We start from the raw sequence: 14,003 nt of genomic DNA, 5'->3' as shown, positions 1-14,003 counted from the left end.
ACCAAGCCACTGACGACACGTGATTTTTGGATGTTATTTAAACTGAGGAGATTTTTATACCCTTGAAAAAATTAAAAATTTTTAGCTTTAATAAAGTCGTCATTGTAGAGCTTTCTGGCATAGGCAAGTCCAAACTCTTATTTATTGTCTAATCTAAGCATAATTCAAATAAGTTGAGACAGAAATCATAAAAAATGCCAGTTATCATGTTTTTTTATGATTTTTTCTACTTAGCCTAATATGTAGTCATCCGTCCCAAATCATGTTTAAGTGAGTGAATGAGCCACAAGCAGAGCATGACTCTGCTTGTTGTGCTATTCGTTAGCTCTTAACCTGTATTGCGTAAGCCTGCTGCAATCCCTGCAATACTCACCATGAGGGCATGATCGACAGGGGTATGTTCGGCATGCTGTTCTGCCAAATACAAACGACGACGTTTCATCAATTCTGCCTGTAGCAAATGCAGTGGCAATAAATAAGGTTTACGCACCCGCATCGATTGATCTAGCACATCATTGCTGCTGAGCAATTGCGATTCACCTTTGAGGGTCAGTAGGGTCGTCACAGCATCACGCAGACGTTGACGGAGTTGCTCACCCAGTTGTTTTAAGTCTTCGTCATCGGTCAGGTTAGATTCGTAGTACAGGGCAATATTGCTGTCGGCTTTAGACAACACCATTTCCAGCATATCAATCAAAGTCTGGAAATACGGCCAATCGCTGAGCATTTCATCCAAAGTGGCTTTTTGTCCCTGATCGAGCGTTTGGTTAATTGCTGCGCCTGTCCCTAACCAAGCAGGCAGCATCAAACGGATTTGTGTCCATGCAAATACCCATGGAATGGCACGTAAGGATTCAATTCCACCGCTCACTTTACGTTTCGCGGGACGTGAACCGAGTGGCAACATCTGCAATTCCAGCTCTGGCGTGACAGTGCGTAAATATTTCACAAAATGCGGATTTTCACGCACGGTTTGACGATAGACCTGCACCGAAAGTTCGGTCATGTTATCCATCAGCTCGCGCCATTCTGCTTTCGGCACAGGTGGTGGCATCAGCGTCGCTTCTAAGGTTGCAGCGGTATAGACTTCCAGATTTTGTAAGGCAACCCCTTCAAGCCCAAATTTAAAGCGAATCATTTCACCTTGTTCGGTGACGCGAATTGCACCTGAAATAGACCCTGGAGGTTGTGAGAACAATGCTTGTTGCGTTGGCGCACCGCCACGGCTGATGGAACCACCACGACCATGGAATAAAGTCAGCTGCACAGCATGTTGCTGCGCTACCGCAGTCAGTTCTTCCTGCGCGCGGTACTGTGCCCAGTTGGCAGACATGAAACCTGCATCTTTGGCGGAGTCTGAGTAGCCAATCATCACCTCATGTTTGCCCTGAATATGCTGCTTGTACCAATGCATATTAAATAGGGTATTCATGGTCTGAGCAGCCCCATCCAAGTCTTTCAGGGTTTCAAACAGTGGCACCACACGTAAAGGATGCTGAATGCCTGCTTCTTTTTGCAACAATAATACCGCCAACACATCACTTGGATATTCCGCCATGGAAATAATATAAGCACCCAAACTTTCCTGCGGCTGTGCAGCCAGAGTGCGCATGGTGGCAAATACTTCTTGCACATCGGGATGTTGAATCAGGCTTTGTGCAGGTTCCTGCATGAATTTTGGCAATAACGGACGTTTGCTTTGCAGCTCTTGAAGCAAAAAGTTCTGACGTGCTTGTTCAGTCCATGTTTCAAAATTGCCCAAACCTAAATATTCGGTAATGGCAGAAATGGCTTGGCGATGACGTCCTGACTCTTGGCGAATATCCAGTTTTAGCAATTCAATACCAAAACAATTCACACGATGAATTAAATCCAACAATTTGCCGTTCGCAATGTCTGATAATTGGCAAGCCGTCAGCGAGCGATAACACAGCAATAAAGGCTGTAACAGTTCGTCTTTGCTTTTGATGACCAAACTGTCATCAGCCTCTTTGCCTTGCAGTTTCGCTGCTAACCAGTCGCGGGTGGCTTTTAGGCGTTCTCGGGTGTCGCGTAAATATTCACGGTACGGCTCGGCATGGAAATGTCCCAAAGCATCTGCCAATTCTGGGCTGCATTGCTGAATGGAGAGTTCCCAACGCAGGTTTTCAATATCACGTAAATACAGTTCTGCTGCTTTCCAGCGTGACAGCCACAGCACTTCTTGAGTAACTTTATGAGTGACATTCGGGTTACCATCGCGGTCACCGCCCATCCAAGAGGCGAAACGTACAGGTGCAACGCTCAGCGGCAGGCTTTGTCCACAATGTTCCTGCACAATGCTGTCTAATTCACGCATGAATTTAGGCACCGCATTCCACAGGGTTTGTTCGATGGTGGTAAAGCCCCATTTGGCTTCATCGACAGGGGTTGGGCGATGTTGGCGAATTTCATCGGTTTGCCAAGCCGAGCTGATCAGCTGTTTTAAATCTGCCAAAACTGCCTGACGTTCACGTGGTGTCAGTTTTTGCTGATCCATTTTAAACAAGCAGTCATTAATATCGTCATATTTTTGAATGAGGGTACGACGGCTGACTTCAGTCGGATGCGCAGTTAAAACCAACTCAATTTTTAGCTCGCAGACTTGTTGAAAGAGTGTTTCTGCAGAAATTTGGTTGTCTTTAAACTTGATAAATAAGTGATCTAGCGGGTTTGGAGAAACGCCATTTTCATCAAATTCGCTTTGGCGACGGCTCCGCACCACATGATATTGCTCAGCGATGTTGGCAAAATTCAAAAAGTGGGTAAAGGCACGGGTGAGCGGTAAGATTTCGTCATCTTCCAGACTTAAAAACAGTTGTTCGAGTTGTTTTTCAGCTTCGGCTTGTCCATCGCGCGCGCCTTTAGATAAAGCACGAATTTGTTCGACCTGATTAAACAAATCTTGTCCTGCGTGTAACTTGAGGGTTTCACCCAATAAGTTGCCAAGTAAGCGTACGTCATCGCGTAGAGGAGCATCAATTTGTTGAATCATTCGTTGTTCTCCATGTTCTGTGTTTTTCTACTCTGTTAAGACTATACCCCGATTTAGATACAATCCAAGCGGGCTATCTACAAAAGTTGCATGGATTTTGCGCATCTGAAGTTATAGTGCCAAGTGGCAGTATTTAGGAGAGAAATACAGGACGGAGATATGAGTCAGTTGATCATTCGTATATGTGTAAGGTGAGAGTTAGATCTCGCATGATGAGGCTGCGAAATTAGCTTGTTCAGCCATAACGCAGCATAAAAATACCAATTGCATCTTCAATAATCTTTTGAGATTGTGCAGCATCGGGCACGGCACGTACACCGAGTAAAACTTCATGGTGACGTAAACCATGCAGTAAGGAAACGATCAATTCGGTTTGCGTTTTAGGTTCATCTGCCTGAATAAACTGCAATTCTACTGCTTGGCGAAAGAAGCTTTCCCACATCGAGCGAAGTTTGGCATGTGAGGCATTGTAAAACTGCAATGCCAACGGATTTTGCTCCGAGGCCAGTTCCATCAGCAAATGCTCTAATTTAATCGCTTCAGGCATATTGACCAAGTTCAAGGACAGTTTACAGGCTTGGTATAAGGCCTGCTTAAAATTGCTATGTGCAGTCAAGTCCAAAGGTTGTGCTTTGAGCAGACTTTCACAGGTTTCTTCAATGGCACAGGAAAATAACGTGGCTTTGTCTTGAAAGTGGTTATACACCGTTAATTTGGTCACGCCTGCTTCACGTGCAATCTGATTCATACTAGAACCATGAAAGCCCAACTTTAAAAACAAGTGTTTTGCCGACATTAAAATGCGTTGGCGTTTTTCTAAATCTTTTGGTCGTCCGACATGAATCTGCACACGCTCATCCTAATTTGCATCAGTACAACTGGAAAATGACGCTTCAGTTTTAATTAATGTACCCAGTGGTATATTAATTAAAAAATAATCAATTTAATATAGGGGTTTGCACGCACTTCATAAATGGCTTGCGCTGTAGGCTAAAACTGAGCAGATCAGGCATGAAACGCAGGGAATAGCGAGACTATTACCAAGTTTCATAACGCAATCTGAGAAAGTTTTAGCCACAGTCCTTTGGAACAAGCATATTTTTTACTGCTATTACGTTATGAGTCAGTTACTTAGAATGACTAAGTTTCCTGCCTCATGCCTTATATCAGCTAAAAATATGCGCTGTCGCAAACATAGACGAAGTGTCAGCAAACCCTACCGTATTCTGCCCTAAAAAAAACGTTTAAATAAGAGCAAACCTGATGAACACGACTCAGAATCTCATTGCCAGCCTGATGCTGCTGTGCTGTATCACCCTAATTGGATGCAGCAAGCAAAAAACCGAGGTTGAACAGGAAGTCCCTTTGGTGATGGTGACCCAGCCTAGCAGTTTACATCTTGAGCAAAAAAGCTATGCAGGCGAGGTGCAAGCTCGTCAGCAAACGGCTTTGGCATTTCGGGTTGCAGGGCAAGTTACACAGCGTTTTGCCGATGTGGGAGATCAGGTCAAAGTTGGGCAAGTCTTAGCAAAACTGGATGTGCAAGATGCAGCATTGCAGCTCAATGCCGCGCGTGCGCAACTGGAAAGTGCGCAATCTGCTGCAAAAATTGCTAGCGATGAGTTACAGCGTTTTCAGCAATTATTACCCATGAATGCCGTCAGTCGCTCGCAATATGATGCAGTCAAAAACCAATATCAACATGCTATGGCACAGTTGAAACAGGCACAGTCCAATTATGCAGTCAGCAGTAATCAAACCGACTATAACCAGTTACGTGCCACAAAAAATGGTGTGATTACTGAACGCAATATTGAAGTTGGGCAGGTTTTAGCGGCAGGGCAGGTCGCTTATCAATTGGCGATTGATGGGGAGCGTGAAGTCGTGATTGGCGTGCCTGAACAAGCGGTGGGTGAAATTCGAGTCGGGCAAGAGGCAACGGTAAGTTTATGGTCACAACCCGATACCCGTTTTGCAGGTACGGTTCGAGAAATTTCCCCTGCGGCAGATCAGTCGCGTACTTTTAAAGTCAAAGTGGCTTTACGTGAAGGCAATGCACAGATTCAATTGGGGCAAAGTGCGCGGGTATTTCTGACTCGCCAAGCCAATCAGGGTTTATATGTGCCTTTATCTAGCGTGTCGGCAACAGGGCAACAAGCTTTTGTTTTGGTCTTACAGCCAGACTCAACCGTGCGCCAAATTCCTGTTACATTGGGCGCTTATGGACGTGACAGCGTGCCTGTACTGAGTGGCTTACAGCCGCAAGATTATGTGGTGATGGGTGGGGTGCATTTACTGCGTGATCGACAAAAAATCCGCCCAATTAACCGTGACAATCAAGCTGTACAGGCGGTCAATCCAACCGCTCAGGCAGCTCCTGCTGCTACACAGACGGAGCGTTAAAATATGAATTTTAACTTATCCGAATGGGCGCTGAAAAATAAAGGTCTAGTGGTCTACTTGATGCTGCTGTTGGGCATTGTCGGGATTTTTTCCTATTCCAAACTGGCACAAAGTGAAGATCCACCGTTTACTTTTAAAGTGATGGTGATTCAAACCTATTGGCCGGGAGCGAGCGCCAAAGAGGTCTCGTTACAAGTCACCGACCGCATCGAAAAAGAATTGATGAGCACGGGCGACTATGAACGCATCATGGCTTATTCGCGTCCGGGCGAGTCCATGGTGACTTTTATTGCCAAAGATTCCATGCGTTCTAGCCAAATTCCAGATGTTTGGTACAAGGTGCGTAAAAAGGTCAATGATATTCGTCATGAATTGCCGCAAGGGGTACAAGGCCCATTTTTTAATGATGAATTTGGCGACACTTTTGGCAATATTTATGTGCTGACAGGCGCAGACTATGACTACGCCACCCTCAAAGAATATGCCGACCGTTTGCAGCTACAATTACAGCGAGTCAAAGATGTTGCCAAAGTTAATTTGGTGGGTTTGCAAGATCAAAAAATTTGGATTGAGTTATCTAACACCAAAGCCGCACAACTTGGTATTCCTGTTACCGCGATTCAGCAAGCCTTACAACAACAAAACAGCATGGCAAGCGCAGGTTTTTTTGAAACCCATTCAGACCGTATTCAGGTGCGGGTCAGCGGGGCATTGCATAGTGTTGATGAACTGAAACAAATGCCATTGTTGGTGAATGGCACCACTATTCAACTGGGCGATGTTGCCGAGGTCTATCGTGGGTTTAGCGAGCCGGCCCAGCCACGTATGCGCTTTATGGGCGAAAATGGCATCGGCATTGCCGTGTCTATGCGTAAAGGCGGTGACATTCTGGCTTTAGGTGAAAATCTGGAAGCTGAATTTGCTCGTTTGCAGAAGACTTTGCCTTTAGGGATGCAGCTGCAAAAAGTGTCTGATCAACCTGTTGCGGTCAAACACAGTGTGAATGAGTTTATGAAAGTCTTGGCCGAAGCAGTGATTATTGTATTGCTGGTCAGCTTCTTTTCACTGGGTTTTCGTACAGGCTTGGTGGTGGCATTTTCTATTCCACTGGTCTTGGCCATGACCTTTGCTGGCATGCACTTGTTTGATGTCGGGCTGCACAAAATTTCACTGGGTGCCTTAATTCTAGCCCTAGGTTTATTGGTGGATGATGCAATCATCGCCATTGAAATGATGGCAATTAAAATGGAACAGGGTTTCAGCCGTTTGCAAGCCGCAGGGCATGCGTGGCGAACCACTGCTTTCCCAATGTTGACTGGTACATTGATTACCGCAGCAGGCTTTTTACCGATTGCCACAGCAGCATCAAGTACAGGGGAATATACCCGTTCAATTTTTCAGGTAGTGACCATTGCCTTGGTGGTGTCATGGTTTGCCGCAGTACTATTTGTGCCGTATTTGGGAGATAAATTATTGCCAGATTTTCAGCGACATGTGCAGCGCGCACCGTGGTATCAACGTCTTTGGGCACGTTTGCGTAAACAACCTGAGCCACAGCCTGTGGCACATCAGGCTGGTGAGGCGCATGACCCGTATCAAACCCGTTTCTATCAGGTATTTCGGTCATGGGTAAATACCTGTGTGCGCTATCGTAAAACTGTAATTGCGGCTACTGTTGCGATTTTTGTGTTGTCGATTGCAATGTTTAAACTGGTACCTCAACAATTCTTCCCACCTTCCAATCGGGCGGAAATTTTAGTCGATTTAAAACTTGAAGAAGGTGCGTCTTTAACAGCCACAGAAGCAGCCGTTAAAAAAGTTGAAAAGTTCTTGGCGCAACAACAAGGCATCGACAATTATGTAGCCTATGTTGGCACAGGTTCGCCGCGTTTCTATTTGCCTTTAGATCAGCAATTACCGCAGGCCAGTTTTGCCCAATTTGTGGTATTGGCATCGTCTTTAGAAGACCGCAATGAAATTCACCGTAATTTATCTGAACAAATTCGCTTGTTATTGCCAGAGGTGCGTACTCGCGTGTCATTATTGGAAAATGGCCCACCAGTGGGTTATCCAGTGCAATTCCGCGTGTCAGGAGAAGACTTGGCACAAGTGCGACAATGGGCACAGCAAGTCGCAGCCACCATCAGTGCCAATCCAAACAGTACCAATGTGCATTTAGATTGGGGTGAGCCGAGCAAAGTCATTCAATTGCAGATTGATCAAGACCGTGCCCGTCAAATGGGGGTGTCGAGTCTTGATTTAGCTAACTTCCTTAATAGCTCTATCAGTGGCGCGGCTATTAACCAGTATCGTGAAAAACGTGAACTGATTGAAATCCGTTTACGTGGTGATCAAACCGAGCGCCTAGATGTCGCATCTTTAAGCAGTTTGGCTATACCGACTTCACGTGGAACATCGGTGCCGTTGGCGCAAATTGCACAAATTGAATACCGTTTTGAAGAAGGCTTAATTTGGCATCGTAACCGCTTGCCGACCATTACCGTACGTGGTGATATTCGTAGCAATTTGCAACCTGCAACGGTGGTGGCAGAACTGTCTGAACCGATGGCGGCCCTGCGTGAAAAGTTGCCAAGTGGCTATTTAATTGAAGTGGGTGGCACGGTTGAAGAATCGGCACGTGGGCAAAAGTCAGTCAATGCAGGCATGCCATTTTTCCTTGCCGTGGTGATGACTTTGTTGATGATTCAGCTGCGTAGCATGTCCCGTGCATTCATCGTGTTTTTAACTGCACCGCTCGGCATTATTGGCGTGGTATTGTTCCTGTTGCTGTTTAACAAACCCTTTGGTTTTGTGGCGATGCTCGGCACCATTGCCTTATCGGGCATGATCATGCGCAATTCTTTGATTTTAATTGATCAGATTGAGCAGGATATTCGGGCTGGGGAATCGCAGTGGGACGCGATTATTAACGCTACGGTGCGCCGTTGTCGTCCAATTGTACTGACCGCTTTGGCGGCAGTATTGGCCATGATTCCACTTTCTCGCAGTATTTTCTTTGGCCCGATGGCTGTGGCGATTATGGGCGGATTAATTGTCGCGACCCTATTAACCCTGTTCTTTTTACCTGCATTATATGCACAGTGGTTTAAAGTGAAAAAAAATCCACATAATCTGTAAAAGTGACATAATAACGGGTGCGAAACTTGGAAAATTTCAATATAGTAGCACCTTATATTTTTCAGCCTTTGCATACGTTACAGCATGCGCCAGATTAAAAAATAAAGCATGGCACAGATGGGGTTAAATCACATTATGAAGCAAGATAACTTGGTAAAGTTTCGCCGGTCTGTCGCGATCTCTTACGTGTTTATGTTTTTTGCTTTATTTACTGTGGTGAGTGGTGCATTGGCGTATTGGTATGCACGAAAAGTGATTGTGGTCGATAGCACTGAAGTCTGGTTACAGGCACAGGCTTTATGGATCATGCGTAATGTGGTGATTTACAGTGTATTGGCATTGTTTGCTGCATTGTGGTTTATTCCATTGGCCTTCTTTCCTTGGGATGCCTTTTTATGGGTCAAAGCCTGCACCGTAGCAGGTGTGGTCTTTGCCGTGATTGCCTTCTTATTTTTAATCAATGCTTGGATTAAAGGGCTATCCAAATTTTTGAAAAATAAAGCTGTGTTCTAATGGCTTGAACTTCATCTAAAGCACTTCAGCTAAAATTTTTAACAGCTTTCCCTTGTAAAACTCAGTTTGACCCCAATTTCAGACTTCAGTTAAGTTTTAAATAGAATTCCGTGAGGAGCATCGCCAGACATGGCTAAACGTGATTATTATGAGGTTTTGGGCGTCTCTAAAACCGCTAGTGATGATGAAATTAAAAAAGCCTACCGTAAGTTGGCGATGAAATATCATCCAGACCGTAACCCGGACAATCCTGAAGCTGAAGAGAAGTTTAAAGAAGCTTCAGAAGCGTATGAAGTTCTGTCAGACAGCGAAAAACGCAGCATGTACGACCGTATGGGCCATCAAGCCTTTGAAGGTGGTATGGGCGGTGGTGCTGGCGGCTTCGGTGGTTTCAGTGCGGAAGATATTTTCAGCCAGTTTGGGGATATTTTCGGTGGAGCCTTTGGTGGGGGGGGGCGTGGCCAGCAACGTCAACGCCGTGGTTCAGACTTACGCTATGTGATGGAATTGACGCTTGAAGAAGCAGTCAAAGGCGTTAAGAAAACCATCACCTTTACAGCACCTGCGCCATGTGAAGCTTGTGATGGTAAAGGCTCAGAAAATCCAAATGATGTTGAAACCTGTCCAACCTGTCATGGTGCGGGTCAAGTACGCATGCAGCAAGGTTTCTTCTCGGTACAGCAAACCTGTAGCACTTGTCGTGGTCAGGGCAAAATTATCAAGAACCCATGTAAAAAATGTCATGGTTCGGGTGTGTCAGACCGTCAACAAACTCTTGAAGTGACCATTCCTGCAGGGGTGGACAATGGCGACCGCGTACGCTTAACAGGTAAAGGTGAAGCCATTCGTGATGGTCAATCGGGCGACCTATATGTAGAAGTGGTGGTGCGTGAGCACGAAATCTTCCAGCGTGATGGTGCTGATCTGTATATGGATGTGCCTGTTAGCATTGCCGATGCTGCTTTAGGTAAGGAAATTGAAATTCCTACTCTAGATGGTCGTGTGAGCCTGAAAGTACCTGAGGGAACACAAACGGGTAAATTGTTCCGTTTGCGTGGTAAAGGGGTAAAACCTGTGCGTACCAGTATGCAGGGCGATTTACTCTGCCGTATTGTGGTGGAAACACCTGTGAATTTAACGGCACGTCAGCGTGAATTGTTAAAAGAGTTGCAGACGACGATGGAAGGTGAGGGCAGTCAGTCATCACCAAAGAAAAAGTCTTTCTTTGATCGTTTGTTTGATTAAGGAAACCTAGGTTAGGTATGCTAAAGCACGACCTCATCTAAACTCAAAAATAAAGGCGATCTTGAAGATCGCCTTTGTTGTATCTGCTGTACTCTTATTCGACTTCAGGTACATCAATCTCTAAAACATCCACCATTTCAGTCGTTGCTGTTTCAACGGTAGTTTGTGGTTGAGCGCTTGCAACAACCACATTTTCCGTTGGTACTGTTTCTTCTAGTTCAGGTGCATCGACTTCAACAGCAAGCGGTTCTTGTAGTGTCACGCTAATACGGACTTTGGACAGGCTTTCTAGCGTATCCCCTTCTTGAAGTGCAGGCTCTGCAAATACGGATGCTGTGCTCATGCCTAACAATAATGCCAATACAATGTTCTTCGAATGCATGTAAATCCCCTTTAATTTTTGCAGTTGTTATCATTCGTGCAGGCTAGTCTGCGCATACAAGTTTGCAAATTTGTGAAATAAAAATAAAAATGAGTATTTTCAGATAAATTTTTAGCATCGCTTCGTTAAAAGTTTACCTGAGGTATGTAAAGTGACCATCAGCAGCCCAGTCAAAGTCGCTTTCCGATAAAAATAAACCCAGAAACTTGGCAGACAAACTTAGTCTAGGCAGCGAGTTTTGCTATAGTAAGCACAATTTAGAATCTATTTTAGGAATATGCTATGTCAGCAACTCCACGCATTGGTGTATTAGGCGCAGGCGGCCGTATGGGCCGCATCTTAATTCAAGCCGTTCAAGAAGCAGGCTACCAATTGGCAGCTGCAGTCGAACGCCCAGAAAGCAGTCTCTTGGGGGCAGATGCAGGAGAGCTGGCAGGTGTGGGTACACTCGGTGTGAAAGTCGTGGGCAGCCTAGAACAAGTATTAGCTGACTGTGATGTCGTAATCGACTTTACCGCACCAGCCGCCACAGCACAACACTTAAAGCTTTGTCGTGAAGCAGGCGTGGCGATTGTGATTGGCACCACAGGCATGAATGATGAACAAAAAGCATTCTTAGAAGAATCGGCTCAACAGACGCCAGTGGTGTATGCCGCCAACTATTCAGTTGGTGTAAACGTATCTATTAAACTGCTGGAATTGGCAGCCAAAGTCTTTGGTGATAGTGTAGATATTGAAGTGATTGAAGCGCATCATCGTCATAAAGTCGATGCACCATCAGGCACGGCATTAATGATGGGCGAGGCCATTGCAGCAACCTTAGGTCGTGATTTAAAACACGATGCTGTTTACTGCCGCGAAGGACACACAGGGCCACGTGAACGTAAAAGTATTGGTTTCCAAACCATTCGTGGTGGCGACATTGTGGGTGAACATACCGCGATGTTTATTGCCGATGGCGAGCGTGTGGAAATTACCCACAAAGCTACCAACCGCATGAACTTTGCTGCAGGTGCCGTGCGAGCTGCAGCGTGGGTGGTGGGACGCGAAGCGCGTAAATACGATATGAAAGATGTTCTTGGATTTAACGAGATTCAGGTTTAAAAACTGCGCAGGAATCCGAAATAGATAAAAATTGCTTGAACAATTTTCAATCTACAGCTAAAAACTAGGGTCTGATGTCATGGATGATGACGCATCAGACCCCACATAAAACTAAAATAAGATGCAAAAATAAAATGGAAAAATCTCTGTTGATGCTTGGGTTAAGCACCTGTATTTGTGCGGCCTCTGCACAAAATATTGAACATGCCAAACTGAGCATACATAAAAACAATATTAAAGTCTGGACCTTTCAACAGCAGTCTAGCCCTGTGTTTTTGTATAAGGCCGAAACCACCTTCAATGTACCTTTAGAAAAAGCTGCTGCCTTAATTTTAGATGTTGATCATGCCGTGAAATGGGTGCCTTATGTGGGCAGTGTCAAAGTCTTGTCACGTGATGACCAAAAAGGTGAGTTCTTGCTGTATATGGTGCTGGATTTTCCTTTTCCACTAAAAGATCGTGATTTGGTGGTCAAAGGTAAAATGAGTAAAGATGCACAAGGTATGGTTAGTATTCAAAATAAAGCCATTGAGGGGGGCTATCCCTTGAACCCAGATTATGTGCGTATTCAGGATTACGAAGGCGACTGGACCTTTCAGAAACTGGGTAATCACAAAGTCAAAGTCAGTACCTATGGCTATGCTAACCCTGAGGGTTCGATTCCTTTAAGTTTTGTGAATATGTTTGTGCAGCAGCAACCGTATCAAATGCTGCAAAAAATGAAAATTGAATTAAGCAAAAGCGGTAGTTATAAGGCGTTACCTGAAATTTTGCGTTAAATGGTTGAGTTAATTAAAGGGCGGATTCAAGCGGCAAGTGCAACAGTATAAAAACCAGCCATAACTTCACTCGGTGTATACCAACTTAGTGTTTTTCTAGGATAATGGTTGAGTGCAAATTCTATCTGCTCTATATGTCCGTTTGACACGTCATCAAACGATGATGATTTTGGCAGATATTGACGGATTAAACCATTCGATTTTCATTTCTAGCTCGCTGAATAGATTTGTAAGGATCAGCAAAATACGTCTCTATGCCAGCATCAGTAATTCTTTTGTGTTCGGAAAATTCTTTGCCTTGATTGGCATAGCCGCAAGGTAATTGCGCATAGGGTATCAATTAGTATGGAGGTGGATTTTTGTATTTCGGCTTTAAATGAAGCGATTAAAAAATATGGATCACCTGAAATATTTAATATAGACCAAGGCAGTCAGTTCACCAGTGATGCATTTATTGATGTATTGAAATCAAATAGCATTCAAATCAGTATGGATGGTAAATTTGCGCAGTATACTGCTCATAGATTGATAATGTGATGGTTGAACGATTATGGCGGAGCGTTAAATATGAAGAAGTGTATCTCAAAGCTATAGCAGTGTCACAGATGCGAAAAAGCAATTGAGTGCATATTTTGAGTTTTATAATTTGAAACGACCTCATTCGAGTATAGCCAAAATGACACTAAATGAGTTTTACTATGATCAGCTACCCCAACAAAACAAGGTGGCTTAACTAGAGCGGAATATCACTTATAAATTCGCTTTTAGTTGTTCAAACAAGTGGGACCACCTCTGTACCTGCTGCGACCTTCAATGCAGGTACTGAAAGTATTAAAAATGAAACTCAAGTTGCAGTTACTGAAGCGAAAGCGTCTGTTGCTGCAGAAAAAATTGTCACAGCTTTAGCTCCTGTCCTGACTGCGGCACCTGCTCAAATTGAAGAATCACTGAAGGCAATCAGTACAGCAGTTGCTAACCCAACTCCAACATCTAATGATGACATTGAGAGTGCAATTACGGAGATTGAAACTAACGTTCCAACAGTTACTCTTCCACCTACAACAACTGATGCTGTTCAAAAAGCCAATGAGTTCTATACAGACTATTTAGAATTAAATGGCTTTAATGTACAAGGTACTGACCAAACGATTACAGCACTCAATACTTCACTTACCAACCCGATTGAAGTACCGAGTTTAAATAACCTGCTGGTAGGTATCTCTGCTAAAGGTATCCATGCAACACCGGCTAGCCCAATTGTTGCTGCTGCGGCATTACACATTAGCACTGGCACTAAAACATTAACGATCTCTGCAAATCAGTTAAATCTTAACTTTACTGGAGGTACATTAACTGCAGCTAGCATTCCAGCAAATACAGAGATTAAGGTTGATTCTACAATCAATAGCCTAAATACCACTTTCAC

The 14,003-nt window shown here is 44.4% G+C and carries 9 protein-coding genes and 2 pseudogenes; 7 read left to right on the top strand and 4 right to left on the bottom strand.

Annotation, left to right across the window (positions count from 1 at the left end; genetic code table 11):
- Window positions 1–328: 328 nt before the first annotated feature.
- Both ppc and FTV52_RS11380 read right to left on the bottom strand, forming a co-directional pair.
- A complete protein-coding gene (gene ppc / locus FTV52_RS11385) occupies window positions 329–3,013 on the bottom strand; it encodes a phosphoenolpyruvate carboxylase (RefSeq protein ID WP_131261313.1) in 2,685 nt (894 codons plus the stop codon).
- A gap of 235 nt (window positions 3,014–3,248) precedes the next feature.
- On the bottom strand, window positions 3,249–3,863 hold the full coding sequence (locus tag FTV52_RS11380; RefSeq protein ID WP_179990835.1) for a TetR/AcrR family transcriptional regulator: 615 nt from the start codon (window positions 3,861–3,863) through the stop codon (window positions 3,249–3,251).
- 413 nt (window positions 3,864–4,276) lie between these two features.
- Here FTV52_RS11380 and FTV52_RS11375 point away from each other — a divergent pair, with 413 nt between their 5' ends.
- The 4 genes from FTV52_RS11375 to dnaJ all read left to right on the top strand — a co-directional run bounded on the left by FTV52_RS11375 (window position 4,277) and on the right by dnaJ (window position 10,312).
- Window positions 4,277–5,416: an efflux RND transporter periplasmic adaptor subunit gene (locus tag FTV52_RS11375; protein ID WP_179990834.1), complete on the top strand. Its 1,140-nt coding sequence runs from the start codon at window positions 4,277–4,279 to the stop codon at window positions 5,414–5,416.
- Between the two features lie 3 nt (window positions 5,417–5,419).
- Window positions 5,420–8,554 carry an efflux RND transporter permease subunit gene (locus FTV52_RS11370; protein WP_179990833.1) on the top strand — a complete coding sequence of 1,045 codons (3,135 nt, stop codon included), beginning with the start codon at window positions 5,420–5,422 and terminating at the stop codon, window positions 8,552–8,554.
- Between the two features lie 135 nt (window positions 8,555–8,689).
- Window positions 8,690–9,067, top strand: coding sequence for a hypothetical protein (locus tag FTV52_RS11365; RefSeq protein WP_026438412.1), 378 nt, complete (start codon window positions 8,690–8,692; stop codon window positions 9,065–9,067).
- Window positions 9,068–9,196: 129 nt separating this feature from the next.
- The gene (dnaJ, locus tag FTV52_RS11360) at window positions 9,197–10,312 is read left to right on the top strand and encodes a molecular chaperone DnaJ (protein WP_004970338.1); all 1,116 of its coding nucleotides are present in this window, start codon (window positions 9,197–9,199) and stop codon (window positions 10,310–10,312) included.
- Between the two features lie 94 nt (window positions 10,313–10,406).
- Here the strand turns inward: dnaJ and FTV52_RS11355 are convergent, their stop codons facing one another.
- The gene (locus FTV52_RS11355; protein WP_179990832.1) at window positions 10,407–10,694 is read right to left on the bottom strand and encodes a hypothetical protein; all 288 of its coding nucleotides are present in this window, start codon (window positions 10,692–10,694) and stop codon (window positions 10,407–10,409) included.
- A 282-nt stretch (window positions 10,695–10,976) separates the two neighbouring features.
- On the opposite strand from FTV52_RS11355, the gene dapB reads away from it, so the two are divergent.
- Both dapB and FTV52_RS11345 read left to right on the top strand, forming a co-directional pair.
- Window positions 10,977–11,798, top strand: coding sequence for a 4-hydroxy-tetrahydrodipicolinate reductase (gene dapB, locus FTV52_RS11350; protein WP_179990831.1), 822 nt, complete (start codon window positions 10,977–10,979; stop codon window positions 11,796–11,798).
- 152 nt (window positions 11,799–11,950) lie between these two features.
- The gene (locus FTV52_RS11345) at window positions 11,951–12,577 is read left to right on the top strand and encodes an START domain-containing protein (protein ID WP_257221730.1); all 627 of its coding nucleotides are present in this window, start codon (window positions 11,951–11,953) and stop codon (window positions 12,575–12,577) included.
- Window positions 12,578–12,603: 26 nt separating this feature from the next.
- Here FTV52_RS11345 and FTV52_RS11340 read toward each other — a convergent pair.
- A pseudogene (locus FTV52_RS11340) lies at window positions 12,604–12,881 on the bottom strand (IS30 family transposase); the annotation flags it as partial.
- On the opposite strand from FTV52_RS11340, the pseudogene FTV52_RS11335 reads away from it, so the two are divergent.
- A pseudogene (locus FTV52_RS11335) lies at window positions 12,875–13,310 on the top strand (transposase); the annotation flags it as partial. The pseudogenes FTV52_RS11340 and FTV52_RS11335 overlap by 7 nt on opposite strands.
- Window positions 13,311–14,003 lie beyond the last annotated feature (693 nt).

Source organism: Acinetobacter sp. YH1901141, from assembly GCF_013416935.1.
GTDB lineage: Bacteria > Pseudomonadota > Gammaproteobacteria > Pseudomonadales > Moraxellaceae > Acinetobacter > Acinetobacter towneri.
The sequence above is the reverse complement of the archived record's forward strand: the minus strand, read 5'-3'. Positions and strand labels throughout refer to the sequence as shown.